An 18,253-nucleotide genomic window follows, 5' to 3' on the forward strand; every position below is an offset into this window, starting at 1 on the left:
GGGCGGCGCCCGACTGGAGATAATCAATGAGCCACAACTGCGCATACGTCCGGCAGCACTATCAGGTGCCCGCCGAGATTGGCCGACAGGTCATCGCCTACGGTAAGCCCGGCATCATCCTGGCTGATCGCGGACACTACATCGGGGTAGTGCTGGACGAAGACCCGAAGAAGCGGATCAGCAACTACCACCCCACCCACGAAATGCAGTACGGCGAAATGGCCGAGGCGCTACCTCTCAAAGAGTGGTTGGTCCTGCCGTTCAAGCATGACTGGGAAGATCTCGACTGGAACCGAGAAGCCCGAGAAGACTTGGTCCGGGTCTGGGCGGCTACTCGAGGTCAGGCCAAGTACAAGGCCTATGAGCGACTCCAGGATTACTGCCACAGCATCAGGGCGATGCTCCACTTCAAAGTCCGGCGCGCCTGAAAAACCGAAACTTCAGTACATCAAATCTCCATACCCCCACACAACTGTGCCCGCGATGATCAATGCGAAGGCGACAGCCCTCGGAGCAACAAGCCAGCGCACCTTGGGTTGAATACCGTTGTGCATTCGCGAAAGCATCCGTGAGACAACCTGTTCAGCGAAGATCGCCAGAACAGTGATTAGAGCTCCGGATCGTGAAAACCATTGCCCAGGCTGGTCTGTCTCCGGCTTCAAGAAACCAGCATAAGCAGCTACGGCCAAGCAAATCGCGCCGACGACCAAAAGCCAGGCCAAGGCGACTCTCCTGAAAAAATCAGCAGTGGTTGCTGCCCCAGGTGAGTTTGATGACGGCGCAAAATTCAAAGTCGGCTCCTTTCCGGCTCCATGCCGGGCCAAACACCAATACCCCACTTCAACGAATCACGCCAGCCGGCGAGGATCCCCTATGGAAATCACTTACGGCTCGGTCTGTTCCGGCATCGAGGCGGCAACGCTTTTGTAGAGGCCGCCCAGTATGAGCGCCATTCTGATTTTCTAGTACTGTAAGTATTTACTTCAAGCACTTTTGCCCTATGGCAGCCGCTGTCCTCATCGCCAAGCCTGCCCAGCGCGTAAGCATATATTTACACAACTCTAAGTTGTTAGAAATATCACACCCTAGATCATTGGCCCTACCGCCATTTGCCATTTCAACCACAATCTCCGCAGAGTACCCGGGATTGGAGGCCATTCTTTCAAACGAATTTACAGCATCGTGATCGAATTGATTAGATGTATTCTGAAGAAACTCAATTGCGTTTGCTTTTCCTTTCTTAAGTTTACTTAGCCCATCCAACTCAGAAAAAGTCATACCACGAGACAATGTATCGACAGCATCCTTTAACTTAGGATCTACAAATTCAGGAGGAGCCGCCAGAGATGCGAAGTTTTGCGGCGATCCGCCACACCTTATTTTTTTAACTTCTTCGTGCGGAGTTGGCAATATTATTTCCCCCCTCAAACTCTGAAGTTTAGCCTGTCTCCGTTGCTCATCATCAGCGTCGGAAAGAGATTTTTGTCGTCGCTCTTGTTCGTCTTTTTCATCCGAGCGCTGCTGCATGTAATCTCCAAAGGAGGTTACGGCATTTTCAACTGCCTTGCTCGAAGGGGCACCGTAACTCTTTTCGATACGCTGCCCTTTTTGTGAGCTTTGAATATGCTCATTGGAGAGTTGCATCTGCCTCAATGCTTTGGTGCAGTTACTCGGGACAAGCTCGTCCCACACCTGCACACCATTAACAACACCGCAGTACACTGCAGAAAAAGCTTCTGCGCTTAGAAGCTGCATTGATATTGCGAGGGGAAGGCAGAAGATTTTTGCGCTCAATTTTTTTCTCCCGATAGAAGGGGCGTAGACAAACAATTCTATGCATAGATCGTAGTCGGTTTTTCCAAATGTTGAGCTTTGGTTAACTCAAGATTGGCCGCGCATCAAACGCCCAAGCGTGGTCTGCACTCGCTGCAGAAAATGCCATTCGACTTTACCCCAGCTTCACCTACACACGATGGCTGGATCTACCGGCTTACGGAATTGAAGAGGCAGGCCATGGCCAAGAGCAACGCGGAACGTTCGGAGAAATCCGCGGCGAAGAGGAAGGAGCGCGGCGAAGAGGAAATCAGGCTGCACTGCCTGCCCGGCACACAACAAGCCCTTGCTGAGCTGATGGTCTGGAGCGGCATCGAGGAGCAGGGCGAGGCCATCACGCTGATAATTCACCACCTGCACGGCCTTGGGCCGGGCGGCGCACTTCCCCTGCTCACCCCGCCACGACACGAATACGTGATACCCGAAAACGTGTCGCGGAAATTGAAGCTCGCTCACGACCGCGAAGCCGTTCGCATATGTAGCGACGAGTGAATCTTAAGGAGCGGTCTTGTTCCTCTTGAATAGCTTGCCAAATGCGTAGAAGCCGATGGCGATCTCCGCAATTGCCATCACCCCGTAGATCGCGCCAAACATGAAGGATGCACCTATAAAGCCTGCGCCTGCGATGAAGATAAGCGCCTCGGCAATTTGATTGTGCCGCTTCGACAGGGAAAGCGACCTAGCCTCGATTAGACCGGCCACTAAGCCGATCACGATCCCTACAATAATTCGCGTAAACATCAACACTCCTTTGATCCGGCTCCATGCCGGGCAGAACACAAATACCCCACTTCAACGAATCACGCCAGCCGATAAGGACCGCGCCAACCCACTCAGCTTAAAGCGAGTTTCCGAAGAGCACGTCGAGCGCACTCTTGATGGCTTCGGCGATTTCCTCATCGTTAAGCACTACGCCGCACGCGGCACATCTGCATCCCGCAAGCTTGCGATCACGCTCCAGCGCCTCTGGTCGTTCAATAACCAGAGATTTTTCGCACTTCGGACAGTTCAAAATCATCGCGATTTCCCCCGATCCCGCCTCATATCGGGCCGAAAAATACCCCACCTCAATGAATCACGCCAGCCGGCGAGGATCCCCTATGTCCGCACAACAGAAGAAACCCCAGTTCATCCATGGACAGCCGAGCATGGGCCTGCCGTTCGAAAAAGAACTGGTGGTGGACCTGTTCGCCGGTGGAGGCGGCGCCAGCACCGGCATTGCCCGGGCATACCGGGAGCCGGATGTCGCGGTAAACCACAATGCGATCGCCCTGGCCGTGCATCGCGCCAACCACCCGCAGACAGCGCACTATGTTGCGGACGTGTTTGAGGTCGACCCTGTCCTCGCCACTGGCGGCCAACCGGTTGGCATTCTGTGGGCATCACCGGATTGCCGCCACCACAGCAAGGCCAAGGGCGGTGCGCCGCGTGATCGCAAGGTGCGCGGGCTGGCATGGGTTGTAGTCCGGTGGGCGCACGCAACCCGGCCGCGCCTGATGTTCCTGGAGAACGTCGAAGAGTTCTGCGACTGGGGACCGGTTGACGAGGAAGGCCAGCCAATCAAGGCCGAGCGCGGTCGCACCTTCAAATCGTTTATTGCCGCGCTCAGCACCGGGCTGCCGGCCGATCACCCCGACATGCCGGAAATTCTTGAGTCGATCGGTGAGTTCGTTCCAGTGGAGGCGCTTGATCGCGGCTTAGGCTACAACGTCGAATGGCGCGAACGCATCGCGGCAAACGCCAACGCCCCGACAATTCGGAAGCGTCTGTACCTGGTAGCGCGCAGCGACGGAAAGCCGATTGTCTGGCCAGCACCAACGCGCCACAAAGTGCCTACGGCGAAGCAGCAGCCTTGGCGCACCGCTGCCGAGTGCATCGACTGGAGCAATTTGGGTCGCACGATCTTTCGAGACAAGCCGATGGCAGTGAACACCATGCGCCGCGTGGCTAAGGGTTGCTGGCGACACGTGCTGACCAGCTCGAAGCCGTTCATTGTCCCGATGCGTGGAACGTCCGAATCGCACACCAGCACCCACGGCACCGACGAGGCATTGTCGACCATCAGCGCCGGCGGCACACACCACGCACTGGTGCAGCCCGTGGCCGCGCCGTTCCTCACTGAATGCGCCAACGGTTCGGCCCAGAGAAACTTCGATGTGCAAGAGCCGCTGCGGACCCAGGTCGCCCAAGTGAAGGGCGGTCACTTCGCGATGGCCGCGGCCAACATGGTGACACTGCGCAAAGGCTCAGTCGGAGCCGAAGTGACCGAGCCGCTCATTGTGGTGGCCACCAGCACCGGGCACCATGCTGTATCCGCGGCGTTCTTCGAACAGGCGAATGGCGGTTTCTACGACGGTGATGGCCGCGCCGCCGATTCACCGCTCTCTACCATCTGCCAGTCAGGCGCCAATCAGCGTTTGGCCAGCGCCTACCTGGTGAAGTACTACGGCAACGAGAAGGACGGCATATCGCTTGCAGAACCGATGCACACGCTGCCGACGAAGGATCGGGTCGCACTGATCGAAGTGGTGCAGGTGCCGAACACGTTGACACCGGAGCAACTGGAAGGCGCCCGGCGTTGTGCCTCCTTCATGCACGAGTACCTGCCGGAGCATTTCAAAGACCCCGCCGAAATGGTTATGGTCGGCGGTTACGTGCTGGTGGACATCACCCTACGCATGCTGCAACCGCCTGAACTGAAAGCTGCTCAAGGCTTCGACAAGGACTACATCATCGATCGCGGCCTGTTCGTTGATCCGGTTACCGGCGCCGAGGAATGGCGCGACATCAACAAAACGGAACAGGTCCGGCTTATCGGTAACAGCGTCTGTCCAGACGAAGCCGAAGCTTTGGTCGCCGCCAATGCCGCCGACATCATCGCGCTATACCAGCGGCTGGCAGCTTGAGGCAGATCGAATCAAAATTTTTGTAAGTCAACAATGTTCCGCTCAGGCCCGCCACGCTCCTCACGCACAGACCCATGCCCATCGGGGAGAACCAAGCCACCAGAAACAGGGCCAACTGATGTGTAAAACAGTAAATCAAAGGAATCACCGTGAGCGATAGCGCTAAGAACATCTGCAACGCTGAAAACTCTTTCAACGCCGATCGTAGCTCGGGTTTGTGTGTTCACCTCAATTCCTTTGAAGAACTTGATTTCCCCATCCGGACTGATTCTGACTGAGTTCACGCTGTAAAAGGCCATGTCACACCTCCACTGACTGATCGCTGAACTTTAGCTGATCCCTCACCACCACTCTTCGCCGCGTACAACTCTGAATGAATTGCGCGGCAGACCAAGGTCACGTGACTCACGTGAACCACACCCACCAAGGCATCTCATTGAGCGATTCGATCAGGTGATAAATTCGCGTCATCGCCTGGTCAATCAGTATCTGGAACAGAAGGTCTTCAAAAATTCGTCTCATCGTGCACCCATTTGGTTGAGGTGCCCATTTTCCGCTTTCATTGGATACAGTAGGACCGGGGAAACCTTGGTCAATGTCTTACGCCGTAACCTCACAGAATCCTTTCCCCCCTTGACATCCCACACCACCGCCCGGGCATGCCCCGGCATAGGACGCCCCATGCCCATATAAAACTGCCTATCTATTAGAACCTTGACTATGTTCCGACAAAGGGAAAGTCACTCTACCTTTATCTCTTTATAGGTTTTAAAAGCATATGCACCGCCCGCAAAAGCCGCACCCAAACCTATTAGCGACCCGCCAATCAATTCCGCGATATTCAACTCTACGTTAATTTCAACAGACTGCGCCGACACTATCCTATATATTGCAGAACACAAAAGCACAACAACAATTAAAACAGGAACAAAATAAAAGAATGCCAAAAGTTTATCTTCAACAGTCCACCCCCTCCAGTTCACCAAGTCCAATTTACGCACTCCTATCACTTTTGCTGGGGCCTCTACATCTAGGAGCCTCTTAAGACGCTCATCTATGCATTTAAGCCTATCCTCAATGTTAATTATTCTATTTTCAAACATTAATATTTTCTCCAGTAGCCTTCTATTTTCTTCAGCTGACACATCGGCAACCCTCCCTTCCTCTTCACTGCGAATACGTAAGACTTCAGACTTTATTTTTTCTTTAAGGAAATCCACCACTGAAGATAACTCTGCGTAAGCCTTATTGTACTGAGCCTCCAATATGACATATTTCATGTGTTCTTTTTCATTACCCAAAAGCAAATCCACTTCAATCTTAAGCCGCGCCAACGCTTCCACTTTTCTATTTATCTCTTCTTGTTTATCCATTTTATTAATCCAAGTAATAGATTTAACCCAATGAGCTTAGACCAAGCGGAGCATTACATCGGGTATCCACCAGATACTCACGCCCCTTTGAAAGACAGCCGCTATAGCGGCAAGGACGAAGTCATGCCTGAAGAAATGAAAACGGCTTGGCCAGAGCACTATCGCTACATCGACACCATTGGGCCAGAAGGCCTTGAGGTGCACTGCATCACCTACCAGGTGATTGGCGAGACCGCGCAGTGCTACTACATCGGCGACAAACATACCTGCGACCTGGTCAACGGCCCGCAATACAGCTGGACCGCCGAGGCAGTGAAGAAGCGCCGCAAGCGCGTCCTGAAGGAAGGCGGTACTTGGGGCCGACGTTTCGCCTACACCGACAAGGCACTTGCGCTGCGTTCGTACAAAGCGCGCAAGTCCTGGCAATTGCGGCACGCGCAGTTATCGATGGAGCGGGCATTGGCTGCCATTGGCTATTTCGGCAACCACGAAGTTGAAAGCACGATTCCTGTCGGGGCCGTGACTATCCCAAGTCAATACATTCAGGGCCTCGGCTGGGGGGATTACTGATGATCCTGAAAGCAATGGCGGTAAGCGCCTGCATCTGGGGCGCCATCGTCCTCTCTGTCGCAGCGGTGGCCACATGATCATCCCAATAGCAGCGTCGCTCTACATGCTCTGGCTCATCTACAAGGGGCCGTGGCGATAGAGTCCGCCTCACCAATCGCTTCAGGGACGAGCTGATTGGGCAGCAACTGGTGAGGCGGACGATTGAACGTTAGCTGACCTTCTCCGCTTTGCATGTCGCCTTTCATCTGATCATCACCACTTACCTACCAGCCTGCCGGTGAACGGCGGGCGAGGAATTCATATGGCCGATCAAAAACACCACCTGCGCGAAGCCGCTATCGAATCGATCTCGGATATCGCCCAGCACTTGCCGCTCGACTGCCGGATGTTTGTCATCGTCTGCCGGCCCGGCAAGGCCGACTTCGACCTGGTGCTGCCATCGCCGGAGGCGAACTTGAATAACGCGCTCGACGCGCTGCGTCGCCAAGGCCTGAGCATCGATGGCGACAACGCCTACAAGCGCGACCTGCTGGACGCTGCGGTCGGAGCGCTGGCTCTTGGCGCACAGAACAGCAACCCGCCACCGGCCGGACACTGGGGCCAGCGCTTCTGGGATATCGGCCGCGAGGAGCGTGGACTGCACGAAGAGCTGGTCGCCGCGCTGAAACTCACCCGCGAGAACTTGCGCGCCTGTCAGGCAACCATCCACTTGGCCGGGTACTTCGACCCCGCCTACGTCAACGATGCGCAGGCTGCCATGAAGGTCGCGGACGCAGTTCTGGCCAAGGCCAGCGCATAAACCATCACCACCTTCTGCCGCCACGCGCGGCATGGAGCATCATCATGGAAACCGAAATCCTCTCTGACGAAGAGCTGGCGGACCTCACCGGCTACAAGGCCAGGGCCTACCAGCGGCGCTGGTTGGTGGATCGCCAGTGGGTGTTCGTTGAAAGTCGAGGCAAGCGCCCGCTCGTTGGCCGGATGTACGCCCGCATGAAACTCGGCATGATCTCGCCCACCATCACCGACCCCAACCCTCCGCCGGCGGCGCCGGCATGGACGCCTGATTTCTCTCGAGTGAACTGATATGCGCCCCCGCAAGATCGAGCATCACCACCTCCCCCCGCGGATGTATCAACGCTCACGAAAACGCAAAAATGGCTCTGTTTGGACCGCCTATTACTACCGCGACCTGTTGGGCAAGGACATTCCACTCGGCAAGGACCTAGATAAAGCCAGGATCAAATGGGCGGAACTCGAGGCCAAGGAAAAGCCACTCGACTTGCGCACCATGAAGGGCATCTTCGACCGATACATCCGCGACATCGTCTCGAAGAAGGCGCCGCGGACTCAAAAAGACAACATGGCGGAGATCAAGCAACTCCGGCCAATGTTCGACAGTGCCCCGATCGATTCGATAACCCCAGCAACGATTGCCGGGTATCGGGACGCACGGACGGCCAAGGTACGGGCGAATCGGGAGATCGCCACACTCTCCCACGTTTTCAATATCGCCCGGGAATGGGGGCTGACAACAAAAGAAAACCCCTGCCAGGGTGTCCGCAAAAACAAGGAAACGCCGCGGGACTATTACGCAAACGATGTGGTTTGGGATGCGGTGTACAAGAAGGCAGCTCAAGAGCTGAAAGACGCGATGGACCTGGCCTACCTGACGGGCCAACGGCCGGCAGATGTCCTGGTCATGCGGAAGGACGATGCAGAGGGGGGATACTTGGGGGTGCAGCAAAACAAGACGAACAAGAAGCTGCGTATTCAGATGACCACTGACGGAAAGGCGAATAGCCTGGGCCGGCTGATCGCCGAAATAACCGAGCGCAACGCCCGGCATGTCTCGAACTACCTGATTGTGAGCCAGCACGGTAAACGGATGACCGCTACGATGTTGCGTAAGCGCTGGGACATCGCGCGCGAGAAAGCGAAATTGGCGGCGATCGAGATCGGCGACGACCTGCTGGCAGCGAAGATTGGTGGGTTTCAGTTCCGGGACATCCGGCCGAAAGCTGCGTCTGAAATCATCGATGTCGGCGAGGCAAGTTTGCTGCTGGGCCACACCAAAGGCGACATCACCGAGCGGGTTTACCGTCGAATCGGTGCCATCGCCAAACCATCAAAATAGCCTGAAAATCCGTTCCATAACTCGAAGCAGGCCCCTTGTAGAATGCGGTCTGTAGCGGTGCTGAAAAATGAAAGTAATGGAACGGAAAATCGCTACAAGCAGCAGCCCGTTTACGTCAATATAGCGGTCTTGAAAACCGTCGACTGTAACAGGTCCATGAGTTCGAATCCCATCGCCTCCGCCATCTTTATACGACAAAGCCCTGATTATTCAGGGCTTTGTCGTTTCTGGCTTCTGTAGAAACCTCCCAGCCCCACTTTTCCGGAGGCAGTCCTGACTACATGTTTCGAACGTGTTCAGGCACCTGACTCAGGATCGCTAGCCGGCATATTGCGCTGCTCCCTTTCGTCGTCGTCAAATTCGTTCATCCGGGCTGGGTCGGGATCGTCGGCGCGGCTGACAGTACCCGTTTCTGGATACTCATTCGACATCGAGCGATTGGCCTGTACATCAGCCAAATCTTCGTCGACCGGTGCCTCGTCGTCTGGAGGCAGTGGGACCTCGGGCGCATCCCTCTCGGGGTCATGGCCGGTTTCGTTGTCGGTCATGCGTGTTTCGGGCTGCTGCGATTTGTTGCCAGGGGCGTTCTCGTCAATTTCCATGGTGGCTCTCCGTTTTCATGCCCGGTAATTCGGTGCTTAAACGTGAGAGAGTCACACCACGCTCGAGTGCCCGGCATTGGACGAATGGAGGAAAACGAAAAACCCTGATCAAGAATGGTTCACGCGACTTTCAGCGTATCAACACGTACTCGCCCATCCGCCATGAGCTGCAGATATTCACGCCATTTTTTGAAAGCTTGCTGCTGTCTGTTGGAAGCTGCCAGCCACAAGGCGCCACCGATGTGCTCAACCGGGATGGACATCATCTGCTCGATCGCAAGATCAAGCTCATTGGCGAGCTCACGCCCATTCGGCAAATCAAGGATCAGTGGTCGCATGGAAACTTGCCTTCTTTTTTGGGGCTATTGCATCGACTTGCCATTCTTTTATTCGTGCGTGAGTCCCGACGAACGGTTGCTGCGATCTCGACATGGGCCGCTAAGAACTCAAGAAAACCGTAACGCCAGCGAGACTCATATCTGATAGAAGTGGCGATACCAGTTCACAAATTGCGGCACACCGGCTTCAACCTCCACTTGCGGAGAAAAACCGACCCAGTCCGCCAGCGCCGAAACATCAGCCCATGTGTTGATGACATCGCCAGCCTGCATCGGCAAAAAATTGCGTTGAGCTTTAATGCCCAACGCCGATTCCAGGCACTCGACAAAGTCCAGCAGCGCGACCGGCTTGCCGCGCCCTATGTTGAAGATTCGGTTGACGCCTTCGGTATCGTTGTCCGGGACCGGCGGCCTCGGGCACAGTCGGACGATGCTTTCGACAATGTCGTCAACGTAAGTGAAATCCCGCGCCATCTGACCATGATGGTAAATATCGATCGGCCAGCCTTGCAGGATCGCTTCGGTGAACTTGAACAGCGCCATGTCCGGCCTGCCCCAGGGTCCGTAGACGGTAAAAAAACGAAGCCCGCTGGCTTTCAGGCCATAAAGATGGCAGTAGCTGTGGGCGAGCAACTCATTGGCGCGCTTGGTCGCGGCGTACAAGGAAACTGGTTGCTCGACTGCATCATCGACGCTGAATGGCAATTTGCTGTTAGCGCCGTACACAGAACTGCTGGACGCATATATCAGGTGCGCAGGTCGATAGTGTCGACAGGCTTCCAGCACATTCAAAAACCCGACGAGGTTCGATTGCGCATAGACATCCGGATTTTCCAGTGAGTGACGACCCCCCGCCTGCGCGGCCAGGTGAATGACTTCGGTGAACCGTTCTTCTTTGAATAACGCCATCAAGGCCGGTTTGTCGACGCGACACCCTGCGTTGCTACGTCGATGGTGTTCTGGTCAGGGAATCAAAGAACACGCATTTCTTCTTTCCGATGCAGGTGATCTTTGATAGCGAAGCCATGTGGAAATGGTTCGGCGTGGTCGACGTGCCGACCTGCCCTCCACCTTCGAAGTGGACTGTTTCAGGCTATGGGTAATGCGGAGGCATGGCACTGGGCAAGCTGTGACGCCGGCGTTGCTCCAAACCCGAAACCCGGACGACCACCGCTTAAGGTCATTTCTAAGCCGCAGGCTGAAAATTACGGAATCACCGACGTGAAATGGCGCGAAACCGCCGCAGTGGAATGGACGGAGGTATCGCCATGAACGGCAAATTCCAGGTGAGTTATTCGTGTATCGCGGTATAAGGCTCGAAGAAGGGCACACCTCAGGGCGCGAGTTGGATGTAGATGGCCCAGCCACCAAGAACTACCCAGAAGGCCGCGAACATCCAGGGTGTTCGTACCGAGAAAAGCAAAGCCTTGCGATAGCCTTTATGTGTCGATTCACGTTCGCAGAACAGGGGCGACTCATCGTAGGCCATGCCCATGATGGGCTCGCTGCGCAGAAGCTCGCTCTGTTTGAAATACCAGTGGTCGATGATGTCGTACGCCGCACGTATACCAGGCCATGCGTTCAACGAGCTCAGCACGCCCAGCAGCGCCAGAAATGGCGGTACCACCAGCGTGAACAGCTTGCCCCACTCCGGGTTCAGGTTGGCCATGCAGGAAGCAAAGGCTATGACCAGGAAGGATTGAGCCGCCAGATAAGCGTCCGTCCGGTTTGCCAGGATGCTGGTTTCGTACTGGATTTCCCGTCGATAAAAATCGAGGCGCTCTTTAGGCGATCCAAACAGTTTGGCGTTGTGCTCAGTCAGCTCGGCGTCACTTGGCTGCGAAGTTAATATTCTTGGCAAAACGATAAAGTCCTGAAATATGAGGGGCAGCTTGAAAAAAAAACGGCAGCCAACAACCCGCCGCCGTGCTGGTAGTCCAGAAGATCACGAAGTCTTCCTGCGATTATTTCTCCAGCGTTGCGACTTGATTACCGCCCTGCTCCGCGATCTTTGCCAGCTTTTCGTCGGCACCCTTTTCTTCGGCCAGAGTCGCGGCAAGAAGCGCCACGGCGTCATCTAGTTTGAGGTGTTTGGCCATTGCGATCAGCGTGCCGTAGCTGGCGATTTCGTAATGCTCGACCTTCTGCGCCGCGCCAATCAGACCGGCGTCCAGCACGGCGCTCTTCTCTTTCTTCGAGTAACTCTTTCGATTCTTCGACAAATCCCTCCATGGCCACGCACTTCATTCTTTTGTAGCGGAACGCATCATTTGCATACCCACACTTGTGGCCTGCATGAAGAAATGACCGATGGCCATCGGAACGTGTTCAAATTTTTTGCGACAGTGGTTCCTGCGTGTTCATCCCAACGCCGTATCGAGAAACATCATTACCCCAAAGCCCAGCATGAGCCCGAGCGTCGCCGGCGTTTCGTGACCGTTACGATGGGTCTCCGGGATGACTTCGTGCGAAACCACGAATATCATCGCGCCTGCCGCGAGGCCGAGCGCAATGGGATAACCCAAGGCAAAACTGCTTGAAATACCCAAACCGATAACGGCTCCCAGCGGCTCCATCAACCCTGAGCCGACTGCAATCAGTGCTGCACGGAGCGTCGAGATGCCGGTCACCCTCAAAGCCAGGGCAATCGCCAGCCCTTCAGGAATGTCCTGGATGGCAATCGCGGTCGTCAATGGCAGTCCTACCTTCATGTCACCGGTGGCAAAACTGACGCCAATCGCCATGCCTTCCGGCAGGTTGTGCAGCGTGATGGCAAGTACAAACAGCCAAATGCGATTGATGCGTCGAACCTCGGGGCCGCGCTTTCCGCTTTCCACGTGTTCATGCGGCACAAAGCGATCCAGACCAATCATCAACGCCACACCCAGCGCCAGGCCGAGCACAACAATGCTTGCCGCCAGCAACTGGTTGTTCGATATCCGCTGGGCCGCTTCGATTCCTGGAAGAATGAGCGAGAACGAACTGGCGGCGAGCATCATGCCAGCGGCGAATCCCAACATAATGTCTTGAGTGCGGGAGGCAATGTCGCGCAGGATGATCGCGGCGATTGCCCCCAATGCCGTGGCAGCGAACCCTGCCAGGCCGCCCAAAAAAGCCAGATGCAAAAAATCTCTTCTGGCACCCACGAAAGCGCCGTAGCCGCTGATGATCAGCAGAACGACGACGCCTGCGAGCACGCACCAAAAGAACCAGCCCATCCATCCCGACTGAGAAATCTGGGCAAACCAGGATCTTTCCGGAGACCGAAGCGGTGCGGACGGTTCGGACATACGCCTCTCCTATCTATTGGCCATATGGAACACAGATCTGTTGAGGTTAGTGCGTAGCTCTCTGGAGACACGCGTGCCCTCACGTTCAAAGGACAATGCGCAAGAAACGGGTTCGAATCCACATCGAATCGTTGGTTTCTGGAATAGCTGGTCATCACGTCCACCTCGACAAGCTGAGTAAAGGAGCGCCGCGTACCACAGCGGTACGCGGTGAGTCTTCAAGCTCCAGGCTCGATTTGTACGCCCGCGCCAAGATCGGCACCGGTCACAGGGTTGCTGTTAGGATCGGACATTGTTCTGGCTTTCAATGTCCATCTCCTCTTAGACACCTTCAGCCATTTGGCCTTTGGCTCCCTTGTTCACATTCTCCTCAGGTGAAGGGGCTCGACCAAACCGATGTCGGGCCCACATGTTTGAGAAGCGATGTCCCTGCAGTTAATTTCAAAAACCTTCGACGCTGACGACAGACGGATAAAATCAACCTTTGCTGTACTCCGGTGACGTTGGCCCCTCCTTGATGCCGCGACGCCCGGCAACACCCCAACGATCACCAAAACATAGTGCTCGGTTGATCCTGCCGATAACAATAATTCGCGCAGGCATCAGCTCAGTCAGATGGCGGCGTGGCGCTAGTGAGTGATGCATGGACATATAAATCACTTCTTTCGCTGGCCAATGGGTTGTTGAGCATTGATCTGCTGCGGGTTGTTCCAGAGGAAGCCAAACCCAAGCGCATCAACATCGATAGCTCGGGAAAGTCTGATCTGAAACAGCTCAATTAACAGCCTAACGAGGCGCTCTTCGGAGCGCCTTTTTTGTACGACCAAGCTGTTACCGAATTATCGGTTTCTTCACGCATCCGGTCAGGATCCAGTCCGGTGCTGTCATCATCAAGCGGACGCTCACCTACCAATCGTCGACAGCGGACAGGCAACCCCAAGCCGATTGAACCTAGCTGAAACCCAAGCCTCGGATATTGAAACGCCTCTGGTGAGCCTATGAAAATCGAGGACACGTTGTTACGCCAGCGTAAGGTGCTTGCCAAGTTTGGCGAGCTGGCCTTGGCATCAGATGACCTTGAGCAAATCCTCGACGAGGCATGTCGATTAGTCGGGGATGCCCTCGAAACCAATCTGGCCAAATTCATGCAGCTCGAAGAAGACGGCGTCACTTTCTTCGTGAGAAATGGCGTGGGCTGGGCGCCAGACGTGGTAGGAAAGGTTCGTGTGCAAGCATGCGAAGGAAGTCCGGAAATCTTCTCACTCAACACCAATGCACCCGTCATTTCGACAGACATCGCAGCAGAAACACGCTTTCGCTATCACGATTTTCAAAAGAACAATGGAGTGAAAGCCTTCGTCAACGTACTTGTACATGGCGCCAACGGGGAACGTCCTTTCGGAATATTTGAAGTGGACAGTCGACGCCCTCGTCAATTTACCGACAGCGATATCGACTTCCTCCGGGGATATAGCAACCTGCTTGGTGCCGCTTTGAAGCGCTTCAAGAATTTCGACGTTATGCGCGAAACAGAAAAACGCCTTCGTGAAAGCGAAAGGCATTACCGCATAGCAGCTGAGCTAAATCCACTCTGGCCCTGGACCGCCGACAAGAGCGGCAACCTTATTTCTATCGATCCTCGTTGGTACGAATACACCGGCCTATCACTTGAGCAGACATTCGAGCGTCAGTGGGCCAATGCCGCCTATGAGGCGGATCAAGTGTCGATTGCTGCTCTTTGGGATCAATCTCTGGCCACGCTGCAGCCATTCGATCTGCAAGTGCGATTACGAAAACACACTGGCGATTACCGTTGGTTCAGAATCCTTGCGCTGTGCAGCCTCGACGTCGCGGGGAATTGCGAACAATGGTATGGCACCATCGAGGACATAGACGACAGGGTGCAGCTAGAGAGTGCTCTGCGTGACTGGAACGACCTGCTCGAAGTACGGATAGCAGAACGCACCCAACAGCTCGAAGACGAACAGCGTGAACGCGCTGTGACGGAATCCAAGTTAAGACAAAGCCAAAAAATGGAGGCGGTCGGCCAACTCACTGGCGGAATCGCTCATGACTTTAATAATTTGCTGGCGGGCATCATTGGCAGCCTGGAGCTGATGCAGCGACGCATCGATGCGGGGCGTTACAACGACCTGACAAGATATAACTCCATCGCCATGACCTCCGCATCGCGAGCGGCTGCATTGACACAACGATTATTGACGTTCTCCCGGCAGCAATCACTGACTCCTGAACTGCTCGATCCCCGGAAGGTGCTTGCGGATCTTGAAGAGATGATTCGGCGCTCGGTTGGGCCAAGCATCACTGTCGAGTGCTCATTTAGAACAACCGATCGAATCAGGTGCGACCTTAACCAGTTGGAAAATGCCTTGCTCAATCTTGTGATCAATGCACGAGATGCAATGCCAGGTGGTGGGAGGCTCGACCTTCAGATAGATCGATGCGTTATTGTTGACACCTTCGCCGAAAACGCTCTGCCACCTGGTTCTTATGTGAGCATCTCTGTAACAGACTCAGGCACTGGAATTTCTCCGCAAGACCTGTCTCGCATATTCGACCCTTTTTTCACTACCAAGAAAATTGGCGAAGGAACCGGTCTGGGCCTTTCGATGATTTATGGTTTCACTCAGCAATCCGGTGGCCAAGTCAGAGTACACAGCAGTCTTGGTGTCGGCACCACTGTGACTCTTTATTTTCCGGTAGACGATTCTCCGCCCGAAGATAAGGAGGTAGACCTGGCTGATACCCAGAAGCTTGAGTCATCGGGGAAGAACGAAACCATATTACTGGTGGACGATGAAGCGGCTATCCGGCAAATGGCGTCGGAGCTTTTGTCCGAAATCGGTTATCGGGTTATTGAAGCAGTGGATAGCGTTTCTGCAATCAGCGAGGCGCAGAAGCTGGAGCACCTGGATTTATTGCTGAGCGATGTTGGTTTACCAGGGTTAATGAATGGGGTGAGCCTGGCGGCCGAACTCAAGGGAAAATTTCCACAGCTCAAGGTGCTTTTCATTACCGGATTTGCTGGAGGTTCACGACTGGTCTCTGTCGATAGCACAACCCGAATACTAACCAAACCCTTTAGTCTGAATGAGCTCACTTCGCGAGTGCATTCGTTGCTGAACACTCCCTGAATCTCAGCACGCCTGACGATGGATGCTCGTAGTCAAAATGATGAAAGTGAAAGTCTCTCCTCAAGCTGACTATCATCGCTGAGCGACAGGGAGGCCCGATGAAGGCCTCCCATTTGCAGCGACCATCAGGAAGTCCCTAATCCCCGAGAGAGATCCGCCGACGCACCCGCTTCGCTGTTTTGTCGTGAATCCGACCTGGCTGTCACGTCCATCTGATCGGTCGTTTTGGTGACAGTGTCGCGTACTGTTTCATAGCCTTCCTGGGCCTGTTTTTTCACCTTGTCGACCAAGCCTGCACTGGTACGTCCCATGTAACGCTGCTCGGTCGCGGTTGTAGGCAATGCCGCGCCAATCAGCGCGCCCAGGGCGATGCCCGCCGCGGCAACCACCAATGGTTGTTCCTTGAGCAAGTGATTGAACTGCTGCCCCAGCACCTGGCTATTTCGCGCCACTCGATCACCGGCGTTATGCATGGCATGACTCACGGTCTCGGTGGCAGCACCGACGTTGTCGCTCAGGTGAGTGGCCTTGTCCTTCAATGACTGATAGCCCTCCTTCAGCGAGTCGGAGGTCTGATGCATTTGTCCACGGACGCTGTCAAAGCCCTCGGCGATATCATCGACCCATTCGCCAACCTGATCCGGCCCCGCTCGATAGTCTGTTTGTGGAACTGGCGGCCGGTTCTGACTCATTATCAACCACAACAAGCCGACCGAAGTCAGCACCGCCGGTACGGGGTTGTTACGCACACTGGTGCCCAGGTTGTTCAGGAATGTCGAGCCGTTGTTCTGCATCATGCCCCACGCTTGATCAATCATCTGGCCGGGGGTGAATTTGCTTTCCAGCCGATCGACGATGTTGCCAATACTGGCCCGCTGAGCATCGATCTCGCGCTCGATCTGTTCGGGGCTTTTTTCCGCTTCGATCTCCAATTCGCTTTTCATGTGACTTTCCTCCGCAGCGCTTCCTGATCTTTATTCAAAGCGTCCAGTGTCCGGTCAGGCTTGAAGTGGGACGGCTCGAATTGTTTTTTCCCCGATTGCAACATGGCGAAGCCAATGATCATCACCACCACACCAACGATCAGCGCAGCCAGCCAGGGTGCCATGAACATGCTCAAGCCGTAGACAGCCGACATCAACAGGATGATGAAGCCCGCCAAGAGCACAATGGCGCCACCCGCCACTGCCGCAATGCCCGCCTTGAGCGTATTGAAGCTGGCTTGAAGTTCCGCCTTGGCCAACGCCAGTTCCTTGGTGAACAAGGCCGGTACCTCGCGGGATAATTGCCGCAGCAAGCCGACGACGGAAGCGTCGTCAGGTGGTGTGGCCGGTCTTGTGCCCGGAAGATCTGAGTCGTCTCTGTTCATCACAGTTCTCCTTTGGCGTTGGGTGAAGCCGGCGGCATTGCCGCAGCGAAGTCGGAAGGATGATCGTGCGGATTTTGCGAGGCCGGTATGAAGCCGGAGGCCAATTCCGGCGCCGGGTCGGTATGAGACGGCACGGACGTTTCATAAGGACGCTGAGCGCCAAACCCACCCGCTGGCGGTGTTGACCTCCCCGCCGCCGGGTCGTGTTCACCCTGCATGGTCATGGCCGCAGAACTGCCCGCCTTGAGAAAGCGCGACAGGCCAAAGCCCAACGCAATACTGCCGGCAATGAACAGTGCGGGATTGCTGCGAGCCAGTTCGGCGCCGTCATGCAGAAGCTGTTCGGCGCTTTTACCGCGCAGATTTCCCGCCAGCCCACTCATGGACTCCGCCATGTCGGTGAGGTAGTCGGACATGCCCAGCGTGTCTTTATCCTCAAGCTCGGAAACGAAACTTTTCGCGCCTTGGGCCAAAGCTTCGATCTGATCGGCAGCCGTGTCACGGTACTGCCCGAACTGAGCGTCAGCCTGTTGCCTTGCGCCGCCGAGCGCCTCCGTGACGTCATCTTTCAAATGTTGAAAACCCTGCTCAGGTTTGCCGCTCTCTGGATTACCGTTGCTGGTTCCAGCCCTACTATCTGAAGTGTCCATATCGTCGCTCGCCTTCTGGTTGAAAACGCG

General features: G+C 55.2%; 20 protein-coding genes and 4 pseudogenes. 10 read left to right on the forward strand and 14 right to left on the reverse strand.

Features of this window, described 5'->3' with window-relative positions; all coding sequences use genetic code 11:
- Window positions 1-26 precede the first annotated feature (26 nt).
- Window positions 27-428, forward strand: coding sequence for a hypothetical protein (locus tag ACW9JC_RS01010; RefSeq protein ID WP_457453016.1), 402 nt, complete (start codon window positions 27-29; stop codon window positions 426-428).
- Between the two features lie 12 nt (window positions 429-440).
- Here the strand turns inward: ACW9JC_RS01010 and ACW9JC_RS01015 are convergent, their stop codons facing one another.
- Together ACW9JC_RS01015 and ACW9JC_RS01020 are read right to left on the reverse strand one after the other, a co-directional pair.
- Window positions 441-791, reverse strand: a complete 351-nt coding sequence (locus tag ACW9JC_RS01015; RefSeq protein WP_457453017.1) for a hypothetical protein — start codon at window positions 789-791, stop codon at window positions 441-443.
- Between the two features lie 187 nt (window positions 792-978).
- Complete coding sequence (locus ACW9JC_RS01020) at window positions 979-1,794, reverse strand: hypothetical protein (protein WP_457453018.1); 816 nt, start codon at window positions 1,792-1,794, stop codon at window positions 979-981.
- 219 nt (window positions 1,795-2,013) lie between these two features.
- Here ACW9JC_RS01020 and ACW9JC_RS01025 point away from each other — a divergent pair, with 219 nt between their 5' ends.
- On the forward strand, window positions 2,014-2,325 hold the full coding sequence (locus ACW9JC_RS01025; RefSeq protein ID WP_457453019.1) for a hypothetical protein: 312 nt from the start codon (window positions 2,014-2,016) through the stop codon (window positions 2,323-2,325).
- Window positions 2,326-2,328: 3 nt separating this feature from the next.
- Here the strand turns inward: ACW9JC_RS01025 and ACW9JC_RS01030 are convergent, their stop codons facing one another.
- On the reverse strand, window positions 2,329-2,574 hold the full coding sequence (locus tag ACW9JC_RS01030) for a hypothetical protein (RefSeq protein ID WP_457453020.1): 246 nt from the start codon (window positions 2,572-2,574) through the stop codon (window positions 2,329-2,331).
- Between the two features lie 359 nt (window positions 2,575-2,933).
- On the opposite strand from ACW9JC_RS01030, the gene ACW9JC_RS01035 reads away from it, so the two are divergent.
- A complete protein-coding gene (locus ACW9JC_RS01035; protein ID WP_457453022.1) occupies window positions 2,934-4,739 on the forward strand; it encodes a DNA cytosine methyltransferase in 1,806 nt (601 codons plus the stop codon).
- 11 nt (window positions 4,740-4,750) lie between these two features.
- On the opposite strand, the gene ACW9JC_RS01040 is transcribed toward ACW9JC_RS01035, so the two are convergent.
- Together ACW9JC_RS01040 and ACW9JC_RS01045 are read right to left on the reverse strand one after the other, a co-directional pair.
- Window positions 4,751-5,038 carry a hypothetical protein gene (locus ACW9JC_RS01040; protein WP_457453023.1) on the reverse strand — a complete coding sequence of 96 codons (288 nt, stop codon included), beginning with the start codon at window positions 5,036-5,038 and terminating at the stop codon, window positions 4,751-4,753.
- 441 nt (window positions 5,039-5,479) lie between these two features.
- Complete coding sequence (locus ACW9JC_RS01045; protein ID WP_457453024.1) at window positions 5,480-6,112, reverse strand: hypothetical protein; 633 nt, start codon at window positions 6,110-6,112, stop codon at window positions 5,480-5,482.
- A 123-nt stretch (window positions 6,113-6,235) separates the two neighbouring features.
- On the opposite strand from ACW9JC_RS01045, the gene ACW9JC_RS01050 reads away from it, so the two are divergent.
- From ACW9JC_RS01050 to ACW9JC_RS01065, 4 genes are all read left to right on the forward strand, one after another.
- Complete coding sequence (locus ACW9JC_RS01050; RefSeq protein WP_457453089.1) at window positions 6,236-6,682, forward strand: hypothetical protein; 447 nt, start codon at window positions 6,236-6,238, stop codon at window positions 6,680-6,682.
- Window positions 6,683-6,983: 301 nt separating this feature from the next.
- A complete protein-coding gene (locus ACW9JC_RS01055; RefSeq protein ID WP_457453025.1) occupies window positions 6,984-7,481 on the forward strand; it encodes a hypothetical protein in 498 nt (165 codons plus the stop codon).
- A 44-nt stretch (window positions 7,482-7,525) separates the two neighbouring features.
- Window positions 7,526-7,768: a DUF4224 domain-containing protein gene (locus ACW9JC_RS01060; protein WP_457453026.1), complete on the forward strand. Its 243-nt coding sequence runs from the start codon at window positions 7,526-7,528 to the stop codon at window positions 7,766-7,768.
- Window position 7,769: 1 nt separating this feature from the next.
- Window positions 7,770-8,819 carry a tyrosine-type recombinase/integrase gene (locus tag ACW9JC_RS01065; protein WP_457453028.1) on the forward strand — a complete coding sequence of 350 codons (1,050 nt, stop codon included), beginning with the start codon at window positions 7,770-7,772 and terminating at the stop codon, window positions 8,817-8,819.
- A 296-nt stretch (window positions 8,820-9,115) separates the two neighbouring features.
- On the opposite strand, the gene ACW9JC_RS01070 is transcribed toward ACW9JC_RS01065, so the two are convergent.
- The 3 genes and pseudogenes from ACW9JC_RS01070 to ACW9JC_RS01080 all read right to left on the reverse strand — a co-directional run.
- Window positions 9,116-9,421 (reverse strand): hypothetical protein, encoded by a 306-nt coding sequence (locus tag ACW9JC_RS01070; protein ID WP_457453030.1) that lies wholly within the window; start codon window positions 9,419-9,421, stop codon window positions 9,116-9,118.
- A 119-nt stretch (window positions 9,422-9,540) separates the two neighbouring features.
- Entirely contained in the window at window positions 9,541-9,759 is a 219-nt protein-coding gene (locus ACW9JC_RS01075) for a hypothetical protein (RefSeq protein WP_448107618.1), read from the reverse strand.
- 135 nt (window positions 9,760-9,894) lie between these two features.
- A pseudogene (locus tag ACW9JC_RS01080) lies at window positions 9,895-10,686 on the reverse strand (NAD-dependent epimerase/dehydratase family protein); the annotation flags it as partial.
- 162 nt (window positions 10,687-10,848) lie between these two features.
- On the opposite strand from ACW9JC_RS01080, the pseudogene ACW9JC_RS01085 reads away from it, so the two are divergent.
- Window positions 10,849-11,031: pseudogene (locus tag ACW9JC_RS01085) on the forward strand (DUF6555 family protein); the annotation flags it as partial.
- A gap of 61 nt (window positions 11,032-11,092) precedes the next feature.
- Here ACW9JC_RS01085 and ACW9JC_RS01090 read toward each other — a convergent pair.
- From ACW9JC_RS01090 to ACW9JC_RS01100, 3 genes and pseudogenes are all read right to left on the reverse strand, one after another.
- Entirely contained in the window at window positions 11,093-11,620 is a 528-nt protein-coding gene (locus ACW9JC_RS01090) for a hypothetical protein (RefSeq protein WP_338586521.1), read from the reverse strand.
- A gap of 103 nt (window positions 11,621-11,723) precedes the next feature.
- Window positions 11,724-12,018: pseudogene (locus tag ACW9JC_RS01095) on the reverse strand (YciE/YciF ferroxidase family protein); the annotation flags it as partial.
- A 101-nt stretch (window positions 12,019-12,119) separates the two neighbouring features.
- On the reverse strand, window positions 12,120-13,049 hold the full coding sequence (locus ACW9JC_RS01100; RefSeq protein ID WP_457453031.1) for a ZIP family metal transporter: 930 nt from the start codon (window positions 13,047-13,049) through the stop codon (window positions 12,120-12,122).
- A gap of 665 nt (window positions 13,050-13,714) precedes the next feature.
- On the opposite strand from ACW9JC_RS01100, the pseudogene ACW9JC_RS01105 reads away from it, so the two are divergent.
- Both ACW9JC_RS01105 and ACW9JC_RS01110 read left to right on the forward strand, forming a co-directional pair.
- Window positions 13,715-13,831, forward strand: a pseudogene (locus tag ACW9JC_RS01105) (heat-shock protein); the annotation flags it as partial.
- A 216-nt stretch (window positions 13,832-14,047) separates the two neighbouring features.
- The gene (locus tag ACW9JC_RS01110) at window positions 14,048-16,204 is read left to right on the forward strand and encodes an ATP-binding protein (RefSeq protein ID WP_457453032.1); all 2,157 of its coding nucleotides are present in this window, start codon (window positions 14,048-14,050) and stop codon (window positions 16,202-16,204) included.
- 125 nt (window positions 16,205-16,329) lie between these two features.
- Here the strand turns inward: ACW9JC_RS01110 and ACW9JC_RS01115 are convergent, their stop codons facing one another.
- Genes ACW9JC_RS01115 through ACW9JC_RS01125 form a run of 3 tightly spaced genes read right to left on the reverse strand, consistent with a single transcriptional unit; the run spans window position 16,330 to window position 18,223 of the window.
- The gene (locus ACW9JC_RS01115) at window positions 16,330-17,148 is read right to left on the reverse strand and encodes a DUF3618 domain-containing protein (protein ID WP_457453034.1); all 819 of its coding nucleotides are present in this window, start codon (window positions 17,146-17,148) and stop codon (window positions 16,330-16,332) included.
- Window positions 17,145-17,573 (reverse strand): phage holin family protein, encoded by a 429-nt coding sequence (locus tag ACW9JC_RS01120; protein WP_457453036.1) that lies wholly within the window; start codon window positions 17,571-17,573, stop codon window positions 17,145-17,147. Before ACW9JC_RS01120 ends, ACW9JC_RS01115 begins: the two co-directional genes overlap by 4 nt.
- Window positions 17,573-18,223, reverse strand: a complete 651-nt coding sequence (locus ACW9JC_RS01125) for a hypothetical protein (protein ID WP_457453038.1) — start codon at window positions 18,221-18,223, stop codon at window positions 17,573-17,575. The genes ACW9JC_RS01120 and ACW9JC_RS01125 overlap by 1 nt, the downstream gene beginning before the upstream one ends.
- Window positions 18,224-18,253: the final 30 nt, after the last annotated feature.

This window comes from Pseudomonas sp. SDO5591_S426, from assembly GCF_054070755.1.

Excerpts from the sequence above, each read along its gene's own strand:
- ACW9JC_RS01010 (WP_457453016.1), top strand. The coding sequence starts at position 27 with ATGAGCCACAACTGCGCATACGTCCGGCAGCACTATCAGGTGCCCGCC.
- ACW9JC_RS01025 (WP_457453019.1), top strand. The coding sequence starts at position 2,014 with ATGGCCAAGAGCAACGCGGAACGTTCGGAGAAATCCGCGGCGAAGAGG.
- ACW9JC_RS01030 (WP_457453020.1), bottom strand. The coding sequence starts at position 2,574 with ATGTTTACGCGAATTATTGTAGGGATCGTGATCGGCTTAGTGGCCGGT.
- ACW9JC_RS01035 (WP_457453022.1), top strand. The coding sequence starts at position 2,934 with ATGTCCGCACAACAGAAGAAACCCCAGTTCATCCATGGACAGCCGAGC.
- ACW9JC_RS01040 (WP_457453023.1), bottom strand. The coding sequence starts at position 5,038 with ATGGCCTTTTACAGCGTGAACTCAGTCAGAATCAGTCCGGATGGGGAA.
- ACW9JC_RS01045 (WP_457453024.1), bottom strand. The coding sequence starts at position 6,112 with ATGGATAAACAAGAAGAGATAAATAGAAAAGTGGAAGCGTTGGCGCGG.
- ACW9JC_RS01050 (WP_457453089.1), top strand. The coding sequence starts at position 6,236 with ATGCCTGAAGAAATGAAAACGGCTTGGCCAGAGCACTATCGCTACATC.
- ACW9JC_RS01055 (WP_457453025.1), top strand. The coding sequence starts at position 6,984 with ATGGCCGATCAAAAACACCACCTGCGCGAAGCCGCTATCGAATCGATC.
- ACW9JC_RS01060 (WP_457453026.1), top strand. The coding sequence starts at position 7,526 with ATGGAAACCGAAATCCTCTCTGACGAAGAGCTGGCGGACCTCACCGGC.
- ACW9JC_RS01065 (WP_457453028.1), top strand. The coding sequence starts at position 7,770 with ATGCGCCCCCGCAAGATCGAGCATCACCACCTCCCCCCGCGGATGTAT.
- ACW9JC_RS01070 (WP_457453030.1), bottom strand. The coding sequence starts at position 9,421 with ATGGAAATTGACGAGAACGCCCCTGGCAACAAATCGCAGCAGCCCGAA.
- ACW9JC_RS01075 (WP_448107618.1), bottom strand. The coding sequence starts at position 9,759 with ATGCGACCACTGATCCTTGATTTGCCGAATGGGCGTGAGCTCGCCAAT.
- ACW9JC_RS01100 (WP_457453031.1), bottom strand. The coding sequence starts at position 13,049 with ATGTCCGAACCGTCCGCACCGCTTCGGTCTCCGGAAAGATCCTGGTTT.
- ACW9JC_RS01110 (WP_457453032.1), top strand. The coding sequence starts at position 14,048 with ATGAAAATCGAGGACACGTTGTTACGCCAGCGTAAGGTGCTTGCCAAG.
- ACW9JC_RS01115 (WP_457453034.1), bottom strand. The coding sequence starts at position 17,148 with ATGAAAAGCGAATTGGAGATCGAAGCGGAAAAAAGCCCCGAACAGATC.
- ACW9JC_RS01120 (WP_457453036.1), bottom strand. The coding sequence starts at position 17,573 with ATGAACAGAGACGACTCAGATCTTCCGGGCACAAGACCGGCCACACCA.
- ACW9JC_RS01125 (WP_457453038.1), bottom strand. The coding sequence starts at position 18,223 with ATGGACACTTCAGATAGTAGGGCTGGAACCAGCAACGGTAATCCAGAG.